Genomic DNA, 24,133 nt, shown 5'->3' with positions numbered 1-24,133 from the left:
CCTCTACTCCAACATATTCGACCTGCAAGCAATAAGTCCTTTCTTGATAAGGCTAGTAGTTTATGGTATTGCGCGCTCTCTGAAACAAACGATGAAGGGGAGGTGCGCTCAGAAGCAGCATCGCCGCAGCGGCTCCGATGGCATCGTTTCTCAAATCCTTCACATCCGACATTCTGCCCTCAATAAAGTGCTGATGAAATTCGTCGGTTAGACCGAACAGAACGCTCAAGGCGATTGCAGCCAGTTTGGCTTTCCAATGACTTATACTTTGCGGCATAGCCCAGTAAAATGCAGCGCACAGAACAAAATAAGCAACGAAATGTCCCCAATCAAAAGATTGCATCGCAGGAAACCATTTTTGAAAAAACGGCATCCACGTGTTTAATTCATCGCCTGGCTGATGAGACAGTGTAAAAATAATGACCATGCAAAGAATGGCAGGCAGCCATCGTAAACTCTTTTTCATCACTGGGTATTGCCAGCTCCAATCAATCGAATGAACTCTCTCATAAATGCCGGGAGATCAGGTGGTCTTCTACCGGACACAATGTGCCGATCGACTACGACTTCCTCATCCACCCAAACCGCTCCTGCATTCTCTAAATCATCTTTAATTCCTGGTGTAGAAGTCATGGTATAGCCTTGACAGATTTTTGCTGATGCCAACACCCAGCCTGCATGGCAAATATGTCCGATCGGCTTATTGGATTCATGAAACGACCGGGTCATTCGGAGTACCTTCTCCACTCTTCGAAGCTTGTCCGGCGCCCACCCGCCCGGTACATAAAGCGCATCATAGTCCTCCGCACTTACTTCCTCGAAAGAAAAATCACTTTGGATGGGCACGCCATATTTACCGATATATTTGGTGTTTTTCTCCGGCCCGACTACGTCCACCACTGCCCCTGCCTCTCTTAGACGAAGCACAGGGTACCACATTTCCAAATCCTCAAACTCATCATCTACAAAGGCTAATATTCTTTTACCAAATAATTCCACGTATCATTCTCCTTTCTGAGAGATGTTTGCACAAGATGGCTGTTCTACTTGCTGAGAGCGTTCAATCACCCGGTCCAGCAAAGCTTTTATTTCCTCACTCGTTCGGCAAGACATCAGTTCATCTAACAGAAGATCACTCGCTGAAGCGTCTAAATGAACCAGCACATTTTTAACGTTTAGCACAGACTGCAGCGACATACTGAGCTTATGAATTCCTAACGCAATCCACAGCGGCAGCGCTCTTTCGTCTCCAGCCAATTCACCGCATACTGAAAGCTCTATGCCTGCCTTTTGCGCCGCACCAGCGACCACTTTCAAATACCGGATCACAGCCGGATGAAAGGGCTCGTAGAGATCAGCAATCTTCTCATTCATCCGGTCCACAGCCAAAATATACTGTACCAAATCATTCGTACCGATACTGAAGAAGTCGACTTCCTCTGCCAGCATATCGGCAATCGCTGCAGCGGCAGGCACCTCAATGGTAATGCCGACCTGAATTTGGTCTGCATACGGAATTCCTTTCTCCCGCAGCTCTTGCTTGCACTCTTCCAGTATCAACTTGGCCTTACGAACCTCTTCAAGAGACGTAACCATCGGATACATGAGCTTTATATTGCCGTGAACACCAGCCCTTAGAATGGCTTTCAATTGTGTTTTGAACAAGCTGACTTTATCTAAGCAAATCCTTAGTGCACGATAACCGAGAAACGGATTGTCCTCTTCCTCCAAAAAAGTAAAATAATCGAGCTGCTTATCTCCGCCAATATCAAACGTTCGAATTATCATCGGTTTGCCGTCTAATTTCTCAGCGGCCTCCTTATACACTTCGTACTGTTCTTCTTCGGAAGGAAAGCTGTCCCGATCCATGTATAGAAACTCGGTACGAAATAAACCAACTCCTTTTACGGCGCTCACGAGGGGATGGTCCAGCTCTCTAACAGAGCTGATATTCACGGATAAATCAAACTCCAGACCATCCTTCGTTTGGGAAGGGATTTGGGCTACTTCCTGCAGCTTCTCCCGCTCTTCTATCCAGCGCTGTTTCTTTTTTTCGTAGAGGGCAATCGTTTCCTGATCCGGATTAATATAAACCCTTCCCGTTTCTCCATCCATAATAATATAATCATTCGTCAGAATAGGCTGGTTCAGCTTGCCTTCTAGACCAAGCACGAACGGTATGCCAAGCGCTCTTGCCAAAATGGCTGCATGCGAGGTTTCCCCGCCTTCCAACGTGATAATGCCGACGACATGAGACGGGTTCAAATGAGCCAGCTGAGAAGGCGACAGCTCTCTGGCGACAAGAATAAAGGGCTGATTGTCGTAAGGTAGAACAATTTCCGGGGTGCCGAGCAAATGCTTCAGCAGGCGGTTGCCTACATCTTTAATGTCCAGCGCTCTTTCCTTCATATATTGATCCTCGAGTAAATCAAACATATCCGTAAAATGCTCAATGGCCTCTTTGACGGCGACTTCTGCAGCCTTATATTGTCTGCGGATAATCCCTTTCACTTCATTCATAAAAGCGGGGTCTTCCAAGATCGCCAGGTGCGCATCGAAAATATGTGATTCTTCCAACCCAATAGCACCCGATATTTCCTCTTTCATATGCTCGATCTCATGCTTAGAAGTACGAATGCCGTCATACAGCCGCTCGAACTCGGCCGTCAAATCAGAAACATCGATTTTTTTATCCTGCAAATCCCATTCCCAGTCCGGCAGTACAAAAGCCTTTCCCAATGCAATCCCGCTCGACGCACCGATTCCGTTGATCATGATGCTTTCCCCCCATCAGGTTGTTCCTCTTTCATAATGACGGACATGACGGACGCCTGTCCTTTCTTCACAGCCTTAAACGGCGCGAAATTCCACGATTTCACTTTATCCGGATTCGTAATCACCATAGGAGTGGCAAGTGATTTCGCATGTTTTTTCAGCTGTGCTACATTGAAACGAACAAGCAGTTCGCCTTGCTCTACATGGTCGCCTTCTTTGACATGCACATCAAAGTATTGCCCGTTCAAGCTCGAGGTATCGATTCCGATGTGCAGCAGTACCTCTAGACCTTCCTCTGTTTCGATCCCAACTGCGTGCTTAGAAGGATGAACGTGCTTAATCAAGCCTGACACAGGTGAAACCAATTCCCCTCGATCCGGTAAGAAAGCAACGCCCTCCCCAACGAGCTTGGCGGAAAAGATCGGATCGGGTACTTCCTCCAGCGGGATCATCCTTCCCTGCAGCGGAGAATGAAAATGGATATGCTCTAAATTGCGATGCATGATTTTCATCATTTCTTCGCGGATGAGTTCTGAGAACGTCCCAAACACGACTTGAACATTGCCGCCCCCAAGCCTAATGACCCCAACCGCCCCTAAATGTCTTAGCGCCGTCATATCCATTTTGCGATCGTTATCCAGCGTCAAGCGAAGCCTGGTAATGCAAGCCTCCAGTTTGACGATATTGCTTTTGCCGCCCAGTGCCTGCAGAACCAGAGGAGCCCGATAAGGAATATCTCCTACCCCTTCATCCAACGGAGATCCATCCTCTCGGCCCGGGGTCTGAATGTCGAATTTACGTATAGCCCAGCGAAACATAAAGTAATACACAATCGCGTAGATCACACCGATCGGTATAATCAGCAGGGCGTTCTTAGACAAATACGCATTGAGCATAAAATCAATAGCACCCGCAGAAAAAGAAAACCCGTGGTGTATATCCAAAGCATAAGTAATCCACATTGCCAGACCTGACAATAAAGCGTGCACTAAGAATAAATAAGGCGCCACGAACAAGAAAGCGAACTCTATGGGCTCCGTAACACCGGTTAAAAATGCAGTAAGCGCCGCCGTCATGAAGGTCGCCTTTACACGCGGCTTCAAATCTTCCCTGGCTTCACGAATAATAGCGAACGCGATAGCTGGAAGCGCAAACATCATGATCGGATAAAGTCCGGCCATAAACATGCCGGCTTCAGGATCCTGCGCAAAAAAACGTGGAATATCTCCAAATACCGTATTTCCGTCCTCTGTTTCATAAGCACCAAACTGAAACCATGCAAAGTTGTTTAATATATGATGCAAGCCGCTCGGTACAAGAAGCCTATGTAACACTCCGTATATAAATGCTCCAAATCCGCCTAATTCTAATATCGAATTGCTGTAATGCTTCAGACCAATTTCTATGCTCGATTGCAAAAACACCATAATGTAAGAAAATAAAATGGCAGCCGCTGACATAAAGATGGGGACAAATCGGGGTCCTCCAAAAAACTGAATGTATTCCGGAAGCTTCATGTCTTTGAATCGGTGATATGCAATAGCAGAAATCACACCAATGATGATGCCGCCTGTCACGCCGATATGTAATTTATGGTCCGTTAAATACGTCGTTACCTGCACGAATACATAATAACTCCATAATGCAGACATTCCAGCCGGTGCCGCATTGTCCGTCAAACCAAGTGCTACACAGACCGCGAAAATATAGGGCAAAAATAAAAATATGGAGCTGCCGGCAAGAGTTAATACTTCTCCAAAATTCGTCATTCCTTCCGGCCACTGAACATTCCCTAATCTCATGAGTATAGCAGCAGCAGGAAGTGCGATCATCGGAAGCATCAACGAACGGCCGAACTGTTGAAGATTGCCCATCCAATTCATTGTGGCTTCGCTCCTCTCAATCTCTATAAAGATCGTAAAGGTTCCACCTCATTTTGTCAAAATAAAAAACTTCAAAGCAAAAACGGACATGAGAAAAACTCATGCCCGTATAAGTCTACTTCGAAATTAAATGCTTTGGTTTCCTTGGTAGCCGGCTTGATGAAAAGCTAAGGAATTTTGCTGAGCTTGTTGTCCAGCAAAGGAGGAACCTTGATTTCCAGTTGAAGTAGGTTGGAAATACTGATTCACACTGTAGCCTGGTTGGTTGCCTTTATAGTTTGCTGTGTGGAATTGATTCGCATTTTGAAGCGGTGCAAAAGATTGCTGAGTAGCACTTTGTGCTCCGCCAAATGCCGCGCTGCTTTGGAAGCCAGCTGCTCCAAAGTTTTGTGCACCAAAGCTTTGAGGCTGGAAGCTTTGTTGGTAACTAGTACCCTGATTTGCCGTCGATGTCGGCTGGAAATACTGGTTTACATTGTAGCCTGCTTGGTTTCCTTTGTAGTTAGCAGTGTGGAATTGGTTAGAATTTTGCAGCTGAGTTTGTCCGCCTTGCTGAAACTGCTGTTGTCCACCTTGAGTCGTTGCTTGCTCAAATTGGTTCGTAGCGTATGGTGCTTGATCTCCAACATAGTTGGAAAGGTGGAACTGGTTCGCGCTTGCGTTTTGAGTGATGCCCTGCGAAACTCCGAATTGACCACGAGCCCCTGCTTGACCGGAATATTGAGACTGAACAAATCCGGTAGGTTGGAACGCTCTTTGCGCACCTTGGAAACCAGCTTGTTGTTGGTTGTACACTCTGCATCCTCCTAAAATCGCTCATCTAAAGTCCTCATTCACACCATGAGGCTTTCTATAGTTTTGCTAGGAGGCTGCCAAATTATGAGGTGACCATCCGAAAAATATTTATCCTTTTTTTGGCATCAGGATGGCATCCTCCACTTTAATACATCGATCCATAACGACCATTAAGCCATGATCCAAGGCGAGCTGTGCCGCTTCCTCATTGATAATCCCGGACTGCAGCCACAGCACCTTCGCGCCGATTTCAACCGCCTGCTCCGCAACGGGCCATACATGCTCGCTCCGTCTAAACACATCCACGACATCAACAGGCTCCGGTACATCGGTCAATTGCGGGTAACACTTCTCCCCTAATATTTCAGCTGCATTCGGGTTGACCGGAATAATCCGATATCCCTTCTCCTGCAGTGCGCGAGCAACCATGTGCGACGTTCTTTCCGGGTTTTCCGATAAACCTACAACTGCAATCGTCTTCGTGTTCTCCAGAATGACTTTTATTTCTTCTCGTGTTGGATTAACAAAGGACAATGCCTTCTGCTCCTCTCTGGCTTAAGAAGGGGCATATGTAATAGCCTGCTTGCCCAGAGCTTCCCAGCCCTTAATAAACTGCTGTTTATCCACTCGAAGCTGTTTCGTTTCTTTCAGAGGATCGTTAATATAAACATACTGTTTATCATACCCTACGACGAGAACCGTATGCTCTTTAAAGGTTGTACGAACTTTACCAGAAGGGGATTGCCATTCAACCCAATCCTCTGGAGGACTGTAATGCACGGTATTCCAAACCATGACAGGAACACCCTTAGCGATCGAAGCTTCGACCGCGCTAAAATCATTGCCAGTCAAATTCACTGCCGTTGGAATATACTTCTTCAGCAGCGCGAACATCGGACCGTTATATACACCGAAGCCCTTTGATTTCAGCGTGATATCTCCAACAAACCCAACGTGCGGGTTGCCCCAAGAAATGATGTTCCCATCTTTATCCTGAACAAGCGGTGTGTTATCCCGAGGCAGCTCTTTCTCCATCTCCATTTTCGTTTTCATAATTCCATTAAAATTGAGCAGCATCGTTAACGTAGTAATTTCACAGCCTCTCGGCAGTTCAGGATACTGCATAATCAACGGAGCATCGATGAGTGCCTTTTCCTTGACGGGGCCACCAGGTTCGGGAACGGATGTCTGACGATCTGCAGCATTCAATTCAGCATCTGTGAGTCCAGCTTGTACCGTAACCAAGGGAGGGTCCGAAGGATCCTTTTGAATGCTGGCGTACAAAATAGCTGTAAATACGCTGCTTGTGAACATCAGTGAAGCTACCAGCATCGACAGCGAAAAGCCTTTCATGATTTTCAGGATGTTCATACGACGATCCTATCCATGGGTTTGATGCTCCGTTACAAGTTCAACTTGTCCTCCCAACGCTCTCAAGTGGTCAAAAAATTGCGGATATGACTTGGCCACATGATGCGCGTCTCGGATTGTAAGCCCCTGTTTTGAACGCAATCCAACTATGGTCAGTGCCATGATGACCCGGTGATCATAATGGGCGTTGATTTCCACGCCTCCTTCTACTCCCTCTGGACGTCCGTGTACGATGATCTCACTCTGCCGTTCCTCGACATTCGCTCCAGCTTTGCGAAGCTCGGTCAGGAAATCGGTAATTCGATCGCATTCTTTATACCGTAAATTCTCGACATTATAAAACCTAGAGGTCCCCTCAGCAAATACCGACGCCGCCACCATGGCCAGTACGCCATCCGTAAATTCATCTCCGTCAAATTCACCTGCTTGAAGCGAGGCGTTGCCTTGAACGTGAACGATTCCGTCTTGATGTGTTAAAGGCACATTCATGGCCTTAAGTACATCAACGACCGCTCGCTCCCCTTGCTTGCTGTTCTCCAGCAGCCGGCGTACTTTCACATCGGAATTCGTCACTGCCGCAGCGGCCAAAATAGCAGCGGAGCCCGGATAATCACCTTGGACGATATATTCCCGAGCCTGATACTTCTGCTTGCCTGGAACTTTGAAATGCATTAAATCTGCAGCCGCTTCAATACGTATGCCCGCTTGCTCCAACACTTCCAGTGTTTGCCCTACAACAACTTTAGACTTTAAATCATCGGTCACGATAATTTCTGAATCTTCTTCCAGAAGCGGCGTTACGAACAATAGCGAGCTTAAATATTGGGAGCTGACCTTGCCTGACACGGTAATTCGGCCGCCTCTCGGCTGACCGCCGTAGATCGTAATCGGTAGCTTGCCATCGTTGTGCTCGACCTTGACGTTCATCTGCTCCAATGCAGCTATTAAATCGTCATGCGGTCTTTTTCCTAGCGACTCTGGATACGTATTTACAAAGGTCAGCTGTGGACAGAACGCAGCAACGGACATTGAAAAGCGAAGTACAGCACCTGCATTCCCAACATTCAATTGATCGGCATGTTTAGGACGGCTCCCGAAGCCGGTAATCACAATTTTTTCTTCATCCTCATTCAATACGGCGCCCAAGTCTTGTATACATCGGCGGATCGCCTCGCTGTCTTCGCTATGCGCCGGATAATACACGGTGCTTGTCCCTTCGGACAGTGCTGCAGCTAATAAATACCTTGTCGTATAGTTTTTGGAAGATAAAGCTTGGATATCCCCTTGCAGTTTGGATGTTGGCGTTACAATGGCTTTCATATTTCTATCTCTCCTCAATGATTTAAGTCCCTGCCGCATAGCCTAGAAACCCGAAGGCTATACCTAATCCGAATGTACTGATGAAGTAGATGGTTAGCGCATTCCACCTGCGCTCTAGCATCAACTTCAAAAATTCGACATTTAATGTCGAGAATGTTGTAAAGGCTCCCATGAAGCCAGTTCCTGCAAAAAGAAGCCATGAGGATCCGGAGCTTAACGCAGCGGAAAGCCATCCCAGCAGGAAAGAGCCGAGTAGATTTACTGTCAGTGTACCATATGGGAATCGCTTTGAGAATCGTTTAGATACAGCGGCCGTGACCAAAAATCTGGATACAGCACCTGCACTTCCGCCTAAGGCAACCGCAATGATCGACATCATTTCACATGCCTCCTTTTGTCTACAAAGCCTGCAGCCACATATCCGAAGCATGTAAATACAATTCCCAAAATGACGCTTAAGGCAACGTACAATACAGCAGTCCGCTCATTCGATGCAGCGAGCATGGCCCTCGTTTCGATACTGAAGGTGGAAAATGTCGTGAATGAGCCAAGCAGCCCTGTCGTAAGTCCTGCTTTCACCTCAGGAGAACTCAACCACCTGAAGGGGACCGCAAAAGTCAGAAAGCTTAAGCAAAAGCAGCCGGATACATTGCATATCAAGGTGGCCCAAGGGAAATCTTGTCCAGGAGCGTCTGCGCTAAAGATCAGCGAAATGCTGTAACGGAGAAGCGCACCTACAGCTCCAGCTGCTGCAATGGCATATATGAGATGTATTTCTTTACTGCCGGCACCTTTCAACTTATCAATTGTTCCATTGTTCATTCTTGATTTTCATTCCCCGCTGCATGCATAATATAGAAAAATCATTGTATTCCATTAGGAGGTCCTACCATGAATTATAAAACGATCACACCTCAAGAGGTAAAAAATAAATTATCTCAAGGTGAAGACTTATACATTATCGATGTCCGGGAAGACGAAGAAGTCATCCACGGTATGATTCCAGGAGCAAAGCACATCCCTATGGGGGAAATTCCTAATCGATTAGACGAAATCCCGAAGGATCAAGAAATCATCTTCGTCTGCCGAAGCGGTGGAAGAAGCGGTAGAGTATGTGAATATTTAAATCACTTCGGATACAGCCATATCATCAATATGGAAGGCGGTATGCTGGAGTACGCTCAAGATGAATGAGCGTCTTCCTGCCATGCCTTGTATTTAGCTAATATGTGTTCTACCACGTCTGTGACTGTCAGCTCATCCGTTTGAATCGAAATATGCGCGAATTGATAGGCATCCTTCCTCTCCTTCATCAGCCTCCTGATGTTTTCGAGCGGATTATCCGCGAGGAGAGGACGATTCGTGTCTTTGCTGACCCTTTGTACAATGGTTTCCTCCGAAGCTGACAGCGCTACAACCATGCCACCCCGCAGCATCATCTCGCGATTGCTTTCTCTTAGTACAGATCCACCGCCCGTAGAAATTACCTGATCGCTTCCATTCATAACTCGCTGAACCACCCGCTCTTCAACATCACGAAAAAAGCTCTGCCCGTGACGAGCAAAAATTTCAGGTATTGTCATCCCCGCCTCATCCACAATGAAGGCATCTGTGTCTACGAACTGCCATCCTAAGTGTTTAGCCAGTTCGATGCCAATCGTAGTCTTGCCGGTGCCCATGAAGCCAACTAAGACGATATTGGATTTATTCATTGACTCGCTTCACCTTCCACTTGCAGAAATCTAACCTATTATTTGAAGAAAACCATAGTAAAAATAGATACGATATTTAAGTATAAAAAACCAAATATTGGAGTAGTATGGTGATAGACCATTTCTTTATAAGGAGAGTGAGGGAAATTGACATCTTCTGCCTATCCCCCAGCGAACAAACTTATCCAAGATCGGCTGAACCGCATATTTGATCCCTACTCTGCGTTATGCAAAGAGGATGTCTTGTGGATCTTGGATTATGTAAAAAAAAGAGTGGCTGACGAAGACCCGAAATTGCTGGCTCTTTCTCAACCACGTCTATTAAAAAATTTTCATTATTTTGCTGAAATTGCGATGATGCTTATTCATCAGCGCAGTGTCTTTGATCAGGAATTAGACCGCATTAAGCTGTGGCTTCAAGAAGCATTATACGGTCTGCAGGTCGATGACCCGAGCAATGCTCATTATTCTTGACCGAACCACCCGAAGTGGAACGTTCCTTCTTTATCCACTCTTTGGAACGTATGTGCTCCGAAATAATCCCGCTGTGCTTGCAGCAGATTTGCAGGTAAACGCTCCGTGCGATAGCTGTCGTAATACGCCAACGCGCTGGCAAAGGCCGGCACTGGAATTCCATATTCCACCGCAGTAGATACAACTTGGCGCCATGCGCTTTGGTAATTTTCAACGACTCCTTTGAAATAAGAATCCAAAAGAAGGTTTTTCAATTCTGGATTTCTATCGTACGCGTCCTTGATGTTTTGCAGGAATTGAGCGCGAATAATACAGCCACCTCTAAAGATCATCGCGATGTTACCGTATTTCAAATCCCAGTTGTACTCTTCAGATGCCGCTCTCATCTGAGCAAAGCCTTGCGCGTAGGAGCAAATTTTGCTTGCAAATAAAGCTCTGCGAACTTGCTCAATGAACTGCTTTTTATCACCGCTAAACGGCTTTGTTTCCGGACCGCTGAGTACCTTGCTCGCAGCTACACGTTCTTCCTTCATGGCCGAGAGGCAGCGAGAGAATACTGACTCTGTAATGATGGACAAAGGCACGCCCAAGTCAAGTGCACTTTGACTTGTCCATTTTCCCGTACCTTTTTGTCCGGCAGTATCCAAAATGACATCCACCATCGGTTTACCTGTTTCAGGATCTTTCTTGGTGAAAATGTCAGCCGTAATTTCGATCAAATAGCTGTCCAATTCGCCTTTGTTCCATTCTGCGAAAATCTCATGCAGTTCATCCGTATTCAGGCCGAGAACACTGCTAAGCAGATGATAAGCTTCGGTGATCAGCTGCATGTCGCCGTATTCGATGCCGTTATGTACCATTTTTACATAATGACCGGCACCATCCGGTCCAATATAGGTACAGCATGGATCCCCGTTCACCTTCGCGGAAATTGCGGTAAGAATCGGTTCTACCAGCTTATATGCACTTTCTTGGCCTCCCGGCATGATCGCAGGACCTTTCAATGCGCCCTCTTCTCCACCGGAAACCCCCGTGCCAATGAAGCGGAAGCCCTTTGCTTCGAGTTCCTTGCTGCGTCGTTGTGTATCTGTAAACAGTGCGTTTCCACCATCAATGATGATGTCTCCTTCATCTAATAGAGGAACAAGCTGTTCAATGGTTGCGTCCGTTGGTCCGCCCGCTTTAACCATGATCAATATTTTTCTTGGCTTCTCCAACGATTCCACGAATTGTTCAAGTGTATATGCAGGAAACAGATTTTTATCTGGGTGCTCTTCCATCATTTCTTTTGTTTTTTGCTCTGATCTGTTATACACCGCAACCGAGAATCCTCTGCTTTCGATGTTCAGTGCCAAGTTCTTACCCATGACCGCGAGGCCGATCACGCCAATCTGTGATTTCGTCATGTTTCTTCCATCCTTTTATTAGATTTGATGAATATCTATGCACTAAAATTTATTCTACCTATTTTTGCCCATTTGTACAAATCATTTATCACTTTTTTTATATAATTTTCATATTTGCGAACAAAAGAAAAACGCCGAACACGGCGTATAAAATGTCGATCCTAACCTTTGCAGGATCATTAATGTTACGGTGAAGGCTGCTTTATAGCGCCCGAATCATGTTCAGAATACGCTTTACCAAGCTACATTTCCAATTTCATCATTTCTAATCTTAATTGTTTCAGACGGTCTTTCGACTGCTTCATGGCCGCTTGATCCCAAAGCTGCATCGCCTCATGCAACAGAGCCAATTCATAATCGATCTCCATGCGCAGCACCGGAATTCTCTCCTCTGCGCGTTTGTTTTTCCAAGCGTGAATAACCGAGTCTGCTGAAATCATCGGAGCCAGCTGTTCCGTCAGTACACCCGAGTCCTGATTGGATATCTCCACCGAGCGTATCACTTCTCCGAACAAGACGCTGTCGATTTGAACCTGTTTATGCTTAAAACGTTTGATGACGGCATGCCCCCGAGTCTCGCCGATTAACTTTTCGAGCAGCTGAGCGAGCCGTTCATCCTGTATGCTGTAATTGCCAACCATTTTATAACGGTCCATCGTTCTTTCAAACTTCAGTTTTATTAATTTTTTCCCGCTGCGGATCACGATGCTGAATTGGTTCTCGATCTCATTCCAATATAAGGAGTAATCCTCTTTAATTAATTCTTCAATAAAATCCTGGATTCGCCGGCGGTCAAAGCGAAGCTCAAGGTTACAATACTCAACAGCATAACCACGGTACACGGCAATCCCCTCCCGATCGATGGATTTTACAGAATTGTCTGAAAACTTTATAGTATTATCTTATTATGATGTATATGTTTTCGCAACAAGGAATGATGAGTTTTTTTGGCTGGATCCGCATTTTTTTAAAGCCCTTTCATTCACCGTGACTTCAGGCTACGAGGTTGAATCACTCGGTTTTAATACGGAAGCCCCGAAGCCCAGCAGGACGACAGCCGTCAGAACCAGTATGGCTAGATGCAGCGCAATATCCCCCAATGCTTTTCCCGCTGAGAGCTGCTCCAAAGCGTCGATCGCCCAACGCTGCGGCATAAACATGGAAACCTTCTGAAGGAAATCCGGCATGATGCTGACGGGCCAGAAGCAGCCTCCCAGCATACAAGTCGGCGTAATAATCATCGTCTGTACGTCCGAGACTACCTTCGGATTCCGGACTAATCCGGCTACTGCGCTCGCTATTCCCATTGTAGCCAATAAAAAACATTCTAAAACGAGAAAATGCTCGTATACCGAAATACCATAATCGTATCTTAAAATATAACGTGTCATCAGGAGAATGACAGCAATTTGAGCCGAGCCCATGATGAAGCTGCCTGCAAAATTGCCCAGCGCAATTTCCCATACACGGACCGGCGCAGCATAGATTCGGGACATCGTATTCCTGCTCCGATCCTCCAATATTGAATTGATGGATCCGTTCATCAAAGCCATAAGGAACATCAGCAGCATTCCGCTGGCCATGTAGATTCCGCTGTTCGGCGGCTTCTGGTCCATGTATTCCGCCTGAATCGGAATGTGCTGTCCTTCTCTGAGAAGGGATACCCACTGCTCCATGCCCCCCGCTTGTTCTGCTCCGCTCTGCCGAACAACAGCTGCCGTCTGCTCATACAATGCTGACGCCTGCTGCAATCCTGCTTTGAACACGATAGAGGAGGTGCTCACCTGAAACTGGTAAAGCTCGAGCCCGCCAGTCTGACCATTCCAAATCCTTTCCGTAAAATCTTCGGGAATATAGAGACCGATCAAATCTGCATCGTCCGTCACTTTCATATGGAGGGATGCATAATTCTTTTCCTGAATCCAATGAATCGGAATCATCTCTTCCATATCCTGAATCAGCATTTCACCTAATACCCCTTGATCGGCATTCAGCAAATGAATATCGATCGGATCGGACGATTCTTGCTTAGCCATGACGGTGAATAAAGATACAACCACTGCCGGGAGCACCAAATAAAACAGCCAGCCTTTCTTACCGTTCAGCGTCCGCCTTATAACGTTTAACGCGATAATGATGCTACGCATGGTACCCCACCTTTTTATACAAGATTCCAGAAATGATACTGAGTACGACAAGTATACTTCCTAATACCGTAAGATGAGGCACGATTTTTGGCCAGTCCGCGTCCAGCATTAGCTTCATCATTCCATCCGAAGCCCAGTAGCTGAGGGTGAATTGGGCTGCATTTGTAAACACTTCTGGCGTAAAGCCTCCGCTTAAGAAGGTCATGATAATGATCAATAGACTGAAAAACGTGCCGATCAATTTCGGTGATTTCACTGTGAACGCCAAAATCAGTGCCAAGCTGTTCGAGCATAAAATCATCAGTAAGCACAGTGCACCCATTCCCAGCCATTCTTTTCCCCAATACACATCGAAGGCAGCTGAACCAACCCCTATAATCACCAGTGCTTGAACCATCGATATAATGATATTGCCGGTCAGCTTTCCCGCTACGATCGAGAGCGGCTTTACGGGTGCCGCGCTCAGCCTTGTCAGTGTCTGCTCTTCTCTTTCCTGCGCCATACTGATGCTGGCAGACATGCCCGCATACAGCATGAACATGACCAGCATCGCCGCCGCATAATACTGCACCGCGGAATGGTCCTTACTCGACTCATTGAGTCCATTCAGTATGACGTGCTCCTGCACAGGCGATGTCGAGGCCTTGACATTCCAATCCGTTGCGCTGTTCATCTGAACGGCCGCCGCGTTCTGCATATTCCGCAGCAGCATATTCGTATAGAATAGACCGACTTCGTTATGCAAGGAATTTTGCCCGGGAACCATCTGCCAAACCCCTTCCCTGCCCGCTGCCAGCTGACTCCATGAATCCGCAGGAATCATTAGGCCAAAGTCCGCCTTTCCCGATTCAACCTCCTCGGTTAACTGATTCTCTGTTTTCATTAACGTTACGCCCAAAGCAGATTCATTCACAAGCATCTGTTTCATCTCGTCTGTATTTGCCAAGCTTGTCTCCTCGATATAGACCGCAAGTCTGAAACCCATTAGATCTGATTCAGGTTTGAATACAGGCGCTAGCGCAGAGCCAAGAATGAAGATCAGCAGTAAAGGCAAAAGGAACAGCAGAAGCCATGTTGTCCGAAGACGGAACAGTATCTTTATTTCATTCCAAGCGATTTGATAATAGGCTTTCATGGAACTTTCCCTCCCCTAATCCCGCAGCGTTCGGCCCGTAAGAGATAAGAAAACCGATTCGAGATCCGGCTCAATGCGATTCAATGAGCGGATGCGAACATCATGCTTGGATAAAATGAACAATATATCCTGTAAATGAGCCTGTGAAGTGTGCAGATACAAGGTGAGTTCCTCGCCATTTTGATCAACCTTGAAAATACGCGGATGCTGTCTGAGCTCCTGCACTGCTTCATGATTCACTTTTTCCGTAAGCACTACGATTTTTTCTTCCTCTTTCAGCTGATCCACCAACTCGCTCTTCGTGCCTTGCGCAATCAATCGTCCATGATCCATAATCGCAATTCGGCTGCAGATCGCCTCGACTTCCTCCATGTAATGGCTTGTATAAATAATTGTAGAACCGCGCTCATTCAAGGCTTTGACCGATTGCAATATATGATTGCGGGATTGCGGGTCAATTCCAACGGTCGGCTCGTCCATAATGAGCAGCTTGGGGCGATGCGTAATGGCACAGGCGATATTCAAGCGTCGTTTCATTCCCCCGGAAAACGTAGATGCATGATCATGGGAACGGTCGCTTAAACCAACAAAATCTAGCGATTCCTCAACAGCTTTCTTCAACTCATCGCCCCTTAATCCATACAGCTTAGCAAAAAAGGTGACATTCTCCTTCGCCGTCAAATTGCTGTACACAGCGATGTCCTGCGGTACTATGCCGATCTGGCGCTTTACCTCGAGCGGCTGCTTTGATACAGATGCACCGCCAATGCGTATTTCTCCTTGATCTGGTTTGAGCAAGCCGGCCAACATGCTGATCGTGGTGCTCTTACCTGCACCGTTAGGCCCGAGCAGTCCGAAAATTTCTCCCTTTTGGATCGTCAAAGATAAATGATCTACTGAAATGACATTGCCATATCTTTTCATAAGTCCTGTGGCCTCAACCATCGCCATCACGAATCTCTCCTTTATATCCACACTTCAACAAATTTCACTCTATGTATTGATTGTAGTTTGACCTCATGAAATCTTCATCTAGATTAAGTCATTTATGCGCATGACTAAAGTCATATTCCGCTAAATTTATGCTATAATTTGAGCGTTGATCCTATAAGATCGGGTTTGCAACGAAAACCCTGCACGAGACTACGGACTGCTCCCATTGGAGGTTAAGCAAGCATGGATCGTATCCTATCTGCCATTCGTTATGTGACCATGGTCGTCCCTTTTTTCGTAACGATCTATTTGGAATCATTCGATTCTTATGCCCATTATGTCTTGTGCTTGCTCACGATGATTGGACTTATACAGCTCTGCAGATGGCGAAGCGAATTGACTTATTATCCATTACGGATTATAGAAGCCGGGGCTGGCGCATGGATATTTTTCAATTATGAAGGCATTTTGTTTATTTGTCTCTACTCTACTTTGTTTTCTGTATTTACATCCAAACCGAACCGTCCACAACCATTGCTGGTCGTCGTGATATGGGGGATTCTTAGCTATGCGCTGCACGATCAGGAATCCGTGCTTCAGTGGACGGTCCATCTGCTGTTTGCTGTCATTTGCGGCTTCTGCTGGCTCCTCTATTACGCTTTTAGACAAAGCGATCATATGAGAGGAGTTTACGATCAGTTGCGTCAGAAGCACTACGAGCTGGAGGCGACGAAGCTGCAGCTAGCAGAACAGTCGAAGCATATCAGCCAGCTTGCGGCACGAGAAGAGCGTAACCGGATTTCGCACGAAATCCATGACGACTTGGGCCATCAACTCATTCGGATTAAAATGATGTCCGAAGCAGCCATGCACGTGTTTCCAACTCAACCGCACAAATCGGCAGAGATGTTCGAACAAGTACGGGATCAATTAAGCAGCGCGATGGAGCGTCTCCGCTCAACTGTTCGAAGGCTCAAACCGAATGAAGAAGAGCTGCAGCGTTATTCACTGGAAAGGCTCATGGAAGAGCTGTCCGAGAGTTCGGTCGGACCCGATATCCAATATACGATCGAGGGTGCACCCTACCCGCTATATCCTAGTGAGGAATTCGTCTTATACCGCAATACTCAGGAAGCCGTCTCTAATGCTGTCAGACACGGGAAAGCGACGCGTATAGCCATTGTCCTTCGATTTAGTTCCGGCGGCGTGCAGCTCACAATTCGCAATAATGGCGCAGTACCGGATCGTATTGACAGCTTGGGCTTGGGTCTCAGAGGAATGAAAGAAAGGGTGCGCGTGTTTGGCGGTAAAGTCGAGATCGGCTTAACGCCCGAGTTCGAAGTTCGTACGGTGCTGCCAAGAAACTGGGATGCAATCGGATAAGGAAGGAGCAGTATGGATGGTAAAAGTATTACTTGTTGACGATGATTCCTTCATTCGAGAAAGTTTAAAAATGATTTTTGATTTGCAGCCGGATTTAGAGGTCGTTGGAACGTGCGGCAACGGTCAAGAAGCGCTGCAATTTGTGCGGCAGCAGCCACTAGATGTCGTTGTAATGGACATTCGAATGCCGATCTGCGACGGCGTTGAGGGAACGAAACGAATAAAGTCCGAATTTCCGAACGTCAAAATATTGATTTTGACCACCTTCGATGACGACGAGTATATCGCTCAAGCAGTAAAATATGGAGCAGAAGGCTATATGCTGAAAAATGTATCTCCCGCCGAGATTATGGAGGGCATTCAAACCGTTGCGAAAGGGAATATGCTCGTTCATCCGCAGATCGCCCGCAAGCTGTCACAAATGGTCCAAACTACGCGCAGTGGGGTAAAGAAATCATTAGCTGATTTCCAGCTCACCTCCACGGAAGCGGCGATCGTTGAAAAAATCGCAGACGGACTTTCGAATAAGGAAATTGCCTCTGCTTTGTTCCTAAGTGAAGGAACGGTGAAAAATTACGTTACGGAAATCCTCAGTAAACTCGAGCTTAGAGACCGTACGCAGATCGCAATCTTTTATCTCAAGCAAATCGATGCATCCTAAAATCATAAGACATCAGAAAAGGAGATTTACCATGACATTCAAGGGATTTACTGCAGAAGATTTTGATACGTTTCAAATTGACGGTTTAGAAGCGAGGATGGAAGCGATCCGCTCGCGAATACAGCCCAAATTCCAAGCCATTGGAGAACAGCTCAGCAGTGATTTATCTGCACTAGCAGGTAATGAAATGTTCGTCCACATTGCCAAGCACGCGAGACGAAGCGTCAATGCACCGAAGGATACATGGATGGCTTTTTGCCATAACAAACGTGGATATAAGCAGCATCCCCATTTTCAAATTGGTCTGTTTGACGATCATGTATTTGTATGGCTGGCTTTCATCTACGAACTGCCGGATAAGGCGGCGATGGCAAAACGCTTTTTAACGAATTGGAATACGTTCTATTCCACCATTCCAGACGATTTTGTATTCTCGTTCGACCATATGCAGAAACAATCCAGCTCGAATTCGCTCATGACCGAAGCAGAATTGAAAAAGCAGGTCGAGCGCTTCCGTGACATAAAAAAAGCCGAGCTGTTAATCGGCAAGCATATAGCCAAAGAGGATCCGCTGCTGCAAAATGGAGAGGCATTCTTGGACGTTGTCCGCAGCACATTCGAGACTCTTATGCCCATCTATCGTCTTGCATTCTAATGGTGCAAGGCGAATATGCAGCAGCAGTCATGAGTCATACCCATTCTCAATGAATAAAGGGTGCGGGGATTATTAAGCCCCCGCACCCTTTATTCATCTATCAACCCGCCTGACAATCATATCACGAACCGTTACGATGCCGCGGTACGTTCTTCTTTTCTCATCACCTGCATATACCCGTACAGCAGGCCGAGTCCCAATATACATACAACACCGCCGACTACAAACGGCAGTCCAATCTCAAAATGAAACAAACCTGTCGCAAGCAGCGGTCCGAAAATACGGCCAAGGCTGTCCATCGAAGAGCTTAAGCCTGAAGCAATGCCTTGGCTCACCCTCGTCTTTTGGGTAATAAGCGATGTGATGCATGGACGCAGCAGCGCATTCCCCGAGCTAAATACGCACAAATAGATGGTCGCGGTGACAAAACTGTCGGAAAGCAGCAGAAGGAAAAATCCGACGGAGGACAAAATTAACCCGACCAAAATAAATTTGTTTTCATCGCCTTTTTTCACATACCTGCGGATGATCCCGCCTTGGATCAGAGCACCGATGACTCCGCTTATTCCAAGCATGATTCCTACATCAAAAGCATCGGCACCGATCCGCTGACTTTGAAACAGCTGAAACGTGCTTTCCAGACCGGCCATCGTAAAAGCAATGATAAAGCCTAATATATAAAGAAATTTCATTGGTCCGGCGAAAGCGGTCCAACGCGATACCTTCGGAGCTCCCTTCTGAGTACGTCTCTCCGGCGGCAGCGATTCGGTCAAAAAGCGGGCTACGAACACAAATAGCAGCAGGGCAAGTCCAGCGGATACAAAGAAAGGTACGGCATTTCCCAACCCGCTCAGCAAGCCTCCAATAACAGGCCCAAAAACGAATCCTGTTCCAATGGACATGCCGACAAGCCCCATTCCCTTCGTCCGGTTTTCCTCACTGGTAATGTCCGCAACATAGGCAACCGCACACGATGTGACCGCGCCAGAGAACATACCTCCCAGTATTCTAGAGACATACATCAGCGGCAGCGATTCGGTGCCTATCCCGAAAATAAAAAAGCTCGCGCTGAAGCCGATCGTACCGATCATCATAATCGGCTTCCGCCCTACCCGGTCCGATATTTTTCCCCATATCGGGGACATAAAGAAGGATACGGCTGAGTAGATCGCAAGCAGCAATCCTAAATGTATAGCTCCGGCATCCTGTTCCTCGATAAGTTCCGGAACAATGGGGATAATGATAGCAAAACCAAGAAAGACTGTAATGAGCAGGATCATAATGGTCCCCAGTTGTCTTTTCATCGTCCTTGTTTCCTCCTGTTTTTATTCATATATGCCTAATCCGTTTATTATCAGGTCATAGAAAAATGTAACATAAATCACAAAGGGAATACAAAAGAAATAAACGTGAACGTTTGAAAGAATGAATGGAAAAGCAACTTGTTTTTTGCTATACTCATTAATTAATTTGGCAATCTCTCTTTCCCGGGGACCCATCTCGCAACACCGAATAATTCATTGCATCTACATAATGCATTTGGGAAACATCGCTAACCTTTTATATATTACAGTAACGAAGGGACAGATCATAGAAATGGACCAAAGCCGCACACCGTTGTTTTCGGCCTTATTAGAACATGCGAAACGGGATCCGCTGCAATTTCACATTCCCGGTCATAAAAAAGGTCAAGGAATGGACAATGAATTCAAAGAATTTATCGGCAGCAATGCCCTTTCGATCGACTTGATCAATATTGCGCCGCTTGACGATCTGCATCAGCCTCATGGTGCCATCAGAGAAGCGCAGGAGCTCGCCGCGCATGCTTTCGGTGCTGACCATACCTTTTTCTCGGTGCAGGGGACCAGCGGCGCAATTATGACCATGATCTTATCGGTGTGTAAAGAAGGCGATAAAATTATCGTTCCCCGCAACGTTCATAAATCGGTCATGTCCGCCATTATTTTTGCAGGCGCGAAACCGGTATTTATTTCACCGCAAATGGACGAGAGCTTAGGAATCGCCCACGGCATTACAACTCGCTCGGTGCGTAAAGCATTAAAGCTTCACCCTGACGCCAAGGCCGTGTTAGTGATCAATCCAACCTATTTCGGCGTATGCACCCATTTGAAGGAAATCGTTGATTTAGTACACAGCTATGGAATACCTGTCCTTGTCGACGAAGCGCATGGCGTGCACATTCATTTTCATGAGAAGCTTCCGCTGTCTGCGATGCAAGCCGGCGCCGATATGGCCGCTACCAGTGTGCATAAACTGGGTGGCTCTTTGACCCAAAGCTCGGTATTAAATGTAAAAGAAGGCTTGGTCAATCCGAAACGCGTCCAATCGATCATCAGTATGCTGACGACCACATCCACCTCTTATCTGCTGCTCGGTTCCTTGGATACATCACGCAAGCAGCTTGCGCTGCACGGCAGAGAACTGGCACAGCGTGCCATCGATCTAGCGGAATACGCCAGAACGAGGTTGAATGAAATTAAGGGCTTGTACTGCTTCGGTCAAGAGATACTGGACGGTGAAGCCGCTTATGACTACGATCCGACAAAGTTGACCATTCACGTCAGGAAGCTTGGACTGACAGGCTATGACGTTGAAAATTATTTAAGAGAACGCCACAATATTGAAGTTGAGCTGAGCGATATGTACAACATTTTGTGCATCATCACGCCTGGAGATACGCAGCAGACGATTGATGCTTTAATTGATGCATTCGAAGCTTGCTCCAAAGAGCATTACCACCTCGAAGAGGCCAATCTCGTCCGAGTAAAAACGCCTGAAATTCCACATCTCTCGCTTTCTCCAAGGGACGCTTTCTATGCCGATACAGAAGTGATTCCCCTCAAAGAAGCGGCGGGCAGAATTATCGCTGAATTTATTATGGTGTATCCTCCTGGAATCCCTATTCTTCTTCCAGGTGAGGTCATCTCGCAGGAAAATATCGATTACATTGTAGAGCATATCGAGGTCGGACTGCCTGTTCAAGGGCCGGAGGACAAAACCGTTCAAAATGTAAAAGTGATCGTTGAAACGTCGGCTATCTTCTAGATTCCCACGGTTCCACAAAAAAAGCTCGATCTCCTTCATAAGGAAATCGAGTTTTTTCGGCTTGTCAAATACTCAGGCCATGATTTTGATCTTCCCTATCCAAATCGTCTCCGCTGCACTGAAGCCAAAAATGCATACATCGATACCGATGCATGCATTGTGGGTGTCAAAATTAAAATTCCTGCTCATCAACAAGCTGATTATAAGCCTCTTCTACCTTGGCCCACTCTTCATCGTCCGCAATATCTTCTAAATAAGTATCGCCGTCTCGTTCTGTCAGACGAAGAATAACTGCATCGGCTTCCAAGTCTTCCTTCTCCAGAAGAACAGCATACCGGTTGCTGTCCACTTCGAACGTATCCACAAGAAGCATTTCCACTTCGTTGCCATCTTCATCCGGGATCGTGATGATGTATTCTTCTTCCATATCGTGTTCATGCTGCTGGCTCATAAGGTACCTCATTTCCAAATAAGATGTATTCCCATGTATCGTAACATTTGCCCCCATCCGGGTCAAATGGCCCAGGCTCATTATGGTGCCAGTGAACGAATCACCTTCTGTGAGACGAGTGCGTACTGCTTTGACCCTTCGGGCTTCATATAGATTTTCACAGTATATTTGCCAACCTGCTTAAAATTCAATTCAATCGTTGGCGTCGTCATCCATAAATTTTCCTTGTGATCCTTCACTTCGTCCTCATAGGTATACACCGTATCGCCAAACGGATCTTCAATCGTGGTCTTAATCGCACTGATTTTATTATAAATGCTGTCTACTTGCGTGAAAATGACAAATTCATGCTTGCCTTTTTCGACATCTCCAAATGGGATCATGTTTTTCGGGTCCTTTGCAAGAAGCAGGGAAACATGCACGTTCGGCTTATATACTTTTACCGTCTGTGTTTTGTCGTCCCACTCCACCATACCCTGTAATTGGTTAGCAATGTCCCGCAATGGAAGCATCGTTGAACCATCCTCTGTCAAGAGCGCGGATGTGCCCATACTGCTGCCATTCACAGATACTTTAACCTTCTTCGCCTTCACCCATTCGAATGCATCATCCGCAAAAGCCGTTACGGAGCTCGTAATGCCGATAATGCAGATGACCGCTGCAAGTTTACGTAAATTCATATTTTGCCTCCACCTTCTATGCTTTCTTGTTTGGTTATACTCCTAAAGCTGGAAATAGTTGCGGAGAAAATATGAATCAAATGGCCTCAATATAAAGAGGTATGCGAATGACTTAAATTAAGCCCTTCCTATGCAGCACGGTCAATATTCGATAAAAGTCAAGCGACCCATTCTCCGGATTAAGCACCAACTGTCCTTCTACTGCAGCTTGAACTGCATCCGCAGCCCAGGTAGGAATCTCTGGTTGGTTGTGGAGCGTTTCCAAACTCTGAATTCTCTCCCCAAGCCTTTGATTTTCCGCTGCAAGCTCATTCATATGGCGCCGGAGCTCTTCTACTTGTCGCTGCAATTCTTCCATTTGCTCGGCCTCCTTTAGTCGGTCTACCTTTTCCAATGCGGCATAAAGTCTTTCCCATGGAAAACGACGTCCAGGACAATAGGGCTTCCCTGTAGGATTTATCTGATAATGGCCAATGACATAATAGGGAGTTAACGAAAACTCCTTTTGCCAAATCTCATAAATTTGATCCTGGATGTATCGGTGCAGCTTGACGGATGCATTAAACTGCTCCGGAGTCAATTCGCCGACCATTCCCTCATGCTCGATGGATACACAGTATAGATTGGGATTCACGCCCATCTTTCGTACGACCTCAGCCTCGGCGTTTGGAATTTGCTCCTTAGGTATTCCCTGAGCCCAAGCCATTCGTTTAATATCCACATACTGATGAATTTCGCCGGCTTTGGAAATGCCAAAATGAGCAGACGATACCCGATTGTCCGGACTCCGGAACCATGCATCCATACTGGACATCGTACCAGCAGAAATGTGGTTTACAATCACAAAAGGGACATAGCCTTCGCGGCTGCTTGAATTGGTATGCTCATTCCCCATCCATGTAATCTCCATCACGTCACCCCTCCTGCGGGAATATCACTAGTCTATTCACCAGCACAAGAAAAAGTTCCATGATCGGCACGAGATGAATTTGTTGAAATATGCGGTTGCCCGGGAAATGAAAGAATCGATTTTCAGTCTCCAGGTTCCAAGGAGATCAAAATACAAAATTACTATTGTATTATATTATTTTACATTTTTCAATCACAATTCAAGTGTATGATTTTATACCTTAAAAAGGAAAAAAATAATGTAAAATCATTAGTTAAGTCCGTATAATTGTGTAAAAATGAAATCTCTTAAAAATTAAGAGAGCCATTTTAAAATCCCTCAGTTAGAATGGAGTTATCCAGACAACATTCTAAATGTACGAGGTGATTTAAATGGC

General features: G+C 46.2%; 26 protein-coding genes. 6 read left to right on the top strand and 20 right to left on the bottom strand.

Annotation, left to right across the window (positions count from 1 at the left end; all coding sequences use genetic code 11):
• Positions 1 to 52: 52 nt before the first annotated feature.
• From ACFPXP_RS13195 to crcB, 10 genes are all read right to left on the bottom strand, one after another.
• The gene (locus tag ACFPXP_RS13195) at positions 53 to 466 is read right to left on the bottom strand and encodes a VanZ family protein (protein WP_379894727.1); all 414 of its coding nucleotides are present in this window, start codon (positions 464 to 466) and stop codon (positions 53 to 55) included.
• Positions 466 to 999: a type 1 glutamine amidotransferase domain-containing protein gene (locus ACFPXP_RS13190; protein WP_379894726.1), complete on the bottom strand. Its 534-nt coding sequence runs from the start codon at positions 997 to 999 to the stop codon at positions 466 to 468. The genes ACFPXP_RS13195 and ACFPXP_RS13190 overlap by 1 nt, the downstream gene beginning before the upstream one ends.
• 3 nt (positions 1,000 to 1,002) lie before the next feature.
• Positions 1,003 to 2,775, bottom strand: coding sequence for a phosphoenolpyruvate--protein phosphotransferase (ptsP, locus tag ACFPXP_RS13185; protein WP_379894725.1), 1,773 nt, complete (start codon positions 2,773 to 2,775; stop codon positions 1,003 to 1,005).
• Complete coding sequence (locus ACFPXP_RS13180) at positions 2,772 to 4,658, bottom strand: glucose PTS transporter subunit IIA (protein WP_379894724.1); 1,887 nt, start codon at positions 4,656 to 4,658, stop codon at positions 2,772 to 2,774. The genes ptsP and ACFPXP_RS13180 overlap by 4 nt, the downstream gene beginning before the upstream one ends.
• A gap of 126 nt (positions 4,659 to 4,784) precedes the next feature.
• On the bottom strand, positions 4,785 to 5,453 hold the full coding sequence (locus ACFPXP_RS13175; protein ID WP_379894723.1) for a hypothetical protein: 669 nt from the start codon (positions 5,451 to 5,453) through the stop codon (positions 4,785 to 4,787).
• Between the two features lie 108 nt (positions 5,454 to 5,561).
• Positions 5,562 to 5,987, bottom strand: coding sequence for a CoA-binding protein (locus ACFPXP_RS13170; protein WP_379894722.1), 426 nt, complete (start codon positions 5,985 to 5,987; stop codon positions 5,562 to 5,564).
• A 21-nt stretch (positions 5,988 to 6,008) separates the two neighbouring features.
• The gene (locus ACFPXP_RS13165; protein WP_379894721.1) at positions 6,009 to 6,824 is read right to left on the bottom strand and encodes a C39 family peptidase; all 816 of its coding nucleotides are present in this window, start codon (positions 6,822 to 6,824) and stop codon (positions 6,009 to 6,011) included.
• A gap of 9 nt (positions 6,825 to 6,833) precedes the next feature.
• The gene (gene aroA / locus ACFPXP_RS13160) at positions 6,834 to 8,144 is read right to left on the bottom strand and encodes a 3-phosphoshikimate 1-carboxyvinyltransferase (RefSeq protein ID WP_379894720.1); all 1,311 of its coding nucleotides are present in this window, start codon (positions 8,142 to 8,144) and stop codon (positions 6,834 to 6,836) included.
• A 22-nt stretch (positions 8,145 to 8,166) separates the two neighbouring features.
• Positions 8,167 to 8,523, bottom strand: a complete 357-nt coding sequence (locus tag ACFPXP_RS13155) for a fluoride efflux transporter FluC (RefSeq protein ID WP_379894719.1) — start codon at positions 8,521 to 8,523, stop codon at positions 8,167 to 8,169.
• On the bottom strand, positions 8,520 to 8,966 hold the full coding sequence (gene crcB / locus ACFPXP_RS13150) for a fluoride efflux transporter CrcB (protein WP_379894717.1): 447 nt from the start codon (positions 8,964 to 8,966) through the stop codon (positions 8,520 to 8,522). The genes ACFPXP_RS13155 and crcB overlap by 4 nt, the downstream gene beginning before the upstream one ends.
• Positions 8,967 to 9,035: 69 nt before the next feature.
• Here crcB and ACFPXP_RS13145 point away from each other — a divergent pair, with 69 nt between their 5' ends.
• Complete coding sequence (locus tag ACFPXP_RS13145) at positions 9,036 to 9,338, top strand: rhodanese-like domain-containing protein (RefSeq protein ID WP_379894716.1); 303 nt, start codon at positions 9,036 to 9,038, stop codon at positions 9,336 to 9,338.
• Here the strand turns inward: ACFPXP_RS13145 and ACFPXP_RS13140 are convergent.
• Complete coding sequence (locus tag ACFPXP_RS13140) at positions 9,326 to 9,856, bottom strand: shikimate kinase (RefSeq protein WP_379894715.1); 531 nt, start codon at positions 9,854 to 9,856, stop codon at positions 9,326 to 9,328. The two genes, ACFPXP_RS13145 and ACFPXP_RS13140, sit on opposite strands and share 13 nt — an antisense overlap.
• A 252-nt stretch (positions 9,857 to 10,108) precedes the next feature.
• Between ACFPXP_RS13140 and ACFPXP_RS13135 the strand changes: the two genes are divergently transcribed.
• On the top strand, positions 10,109 to 10,330 hold the full coding sequence (locus ACFPXP_RS13135) for a hypothetical protein (protein WP_379894714.1): 222 nt from the start codon (positions 10,109 to 10,111) through the stop codon (positions 10,328 to 10,330).
• Here the strand turns inward: ACFPXP_RS13135 and gndA are convergent.
• The 5 genes from gndA to ACFPXP_RS13110 all read right to left on the bottom strand — a co-directional run bounded on the left by gndA (position 10,321) and on the right by ACFPXP_RS13110 (position 15,969).
• A complete protein-coding gene (gene gndA / locus ACFPXP_RS13130) occupies positions 10,321 to 11,736 on the bottom strand; it encodes an NADP-dependent phosphogluconate dehydrogenase (protein WP_379894712.1) in 1,416 nt (471 codons plus the stop codon). The two genes, ACFPXP_RS13135 and gndA, sit on opposite strands and share 10 nt — an antisense overlap.
• Positions 11,737 to 11,978: 242 nt before the next feature.
• Positions 11,979 to 12,578 carry a hypothetical protein gene (locus ACFPXP_RS13125; protein WP_379894711.1) on the bottom strand — a complete coding sequence of 200 codons (600 nt, stop codon included), beginning with the start codon at positions 12,576 to 12,578 and terminating at the stop codon, positions 11,979 to 11,981.
• A 156-nt stretch (positions 12,579 to 12,734) separates the two neighbouring features.
• Positions 12,735 to 13,883, bottom strand: a complete 1,149-nt coding sequence (locus ACFPXP_RS13120) for an ABC transporter permease (protein ID WP_379894710.1) — start codon at positions 13,881 to 13,883, stop codon at positions 12,735 to 12,737.
• Positions 13,876 to 15,018, bottom strand: coding sequence for an ABC transporter permease (locus tag ACFPXP_RS13115; protein WP_379894709.1), 1,143 nt, complete (start codon positions 15,016 to 15,018; stop codon positions 13,876 to 13,878). The genes ACFPXP_RS13120 and ACFPXP_RS13115 overlap by 8 nt, the downstream gene beginning before the upstream one ends.
• Positions 15,019 to 15,033: 15 nt before the next feature.
• Positions 15,034 to 15,969, bottom strand: a complete 936-nt coding sequence (locus ACFPXP_RS13110; RefSeq protein ID WP_379894708.1) for an ABC transporter ATP-binding protein — start codon at positions 15,967 to 15,969, stop codon at positions 15,034 to 15,036.
• 225 nt (positions 15,970 to 16,194) lie between these two features.
• On the opposite strand from ACFPXP_RS13110, the gene ACFPXP_RS13105 reads away from it, so the two are divergent.
• The 3 genes from ACFPXP_RS13105 to ACFPXP_RS13095 are packed head-to-tail and all read left to right on the top strand — an operon-like array spanning position 16,195 to position 18,650.
• A complete protein-coding gene (locus ACFPXP_RS13105; RefSeq protein WP_379894707.1) occupies positions 16,195 to 17,334 on the top strand; it encodes a sensor histidine kinase in 1,140 nt (379 codons plus the stop codon).
• Positions 17,335 to 17,350: 16 nt separating this feature from the next.
• The gene (locus ACFPXP_RS13100) at positions 17,351 to 17,995 is read left to right on the top strand and encodes a response regulator transcription factor (RefSeq protein WP_379894704.1); all 645 of its coding nucleotides are present in this window, start codon (positions 17,351 to 17,353) and stop codon (positions 17,993 to 17,995) included.
• A gap of 31 nt (positions 17,996 to 18,026) precedes the next feature.
• Positions 18,027 to 18,650, top strand: a complete 624-nt coding sequence (locus tag ACFPXP_RS13095) for a YktB family protein (RefSeq protein ID WP_379894703.1) — start codon at positions 18,027 to 18,029, stop codon at positions 18,648 to 18,650.
• Positions 18,651 to 18,781: 131 nt separating this feature from the next.
• On the opposite strand, the gene ACFPXP_RS13090 is transcribed toward ACFPXP_RS13095, so the two are convergent.
• Complete coding sequence (locus ACFPXP_RS13090) at positions 18,782 to 19,954, bottom strand: MFS transporter (RefSeq protein ID WP_379894701.1); 1,173 nt, start codon at positions 19,952 to 19,954, stop codon at positions 18,782 to 18,784.
• Positions 19,955 to 20,246: 292 nt separating this feature from the next.
• On the opposite strand from ACFPXP_RS13090, the gene ACFPXP_RS13085 reads away from it, so the two are divergent.
• Positions 20,247 to 21,716, top strand: coding sequence for an aminotransferase class I/II-fold pyridoxal phosphate-dependent enzyme (locus ACFPXP_RS13085; protein WP_379894700.1), 1,470 nt, complete (start codon positions 20,247 to 20,249; stop codon positions 21,714 to 21,716).
• Positions 21,717 to 21,888: 172 nt separating this feature from the next.
• Here the strand turns inward: ACFPXP_RS13085 and ACFPXP_RS13080 are convergent, their stop codons facing one another.
• The 3 genes from ACFPXP_RS13080 to ACFPXP_RS13070 form a co-directional block, all read right to left on the bottom strand.
• Positions 21,889 to 22,167 (bottom strand): DUF1292 domain-containing protein, encoded by a 279-nt coding sequence (locus ACFPXP_RS13080; RefSeq protein ID WP_379894699.1) that lies wholly within the window; start codon positions 22,165 to 22,167, stop codon positions 21,889 to 21,891.
• Positions 22,168 to 22,247: 80 nt separating this feature from the next.
• Positions 22,248 to 22,847: a stalk domain-containing protein gene (locus ACFPXP_RS13075; RefSeq protein ID WP_379894698.1), complete on the bottom strand. Its 600-nt coding sequence runs from the start codon at positions 22,845 to 22,847 to the stop codon at positions 22,248 to 22,250.
• Between the two features lie 112 nt (positions 22,848 to 22,959).
• Positions 22,960 to 23,757, bottom strand: coding sequence for an N-acetylmuramoyl-L-alanine amidase (locus ACFPXP_RS13070; protein WP_379894697.1), 798 nt, complete (start codon positions 23,755 to 23,757; stop codon positions 22,960 to 22,962).
• Positions 23,758 to 24,133: the final 376 nt, after the last annotated feature.

The sequence above is a fragment of the Marinicrinis lubricantis genome (assembly GCF_042658665.1).
Lineage (GTDB): Bacteria > Bacillota > Bacilli > Paenibacillales > KCTC-33676 > Marinicrinis > Marinicrinis lubricantis.
The sequence above is the reverse complement of the archived record's forward strand: the minus strand, read 5'-3'. Positions and strand labels throughout refer to the sequence as shown.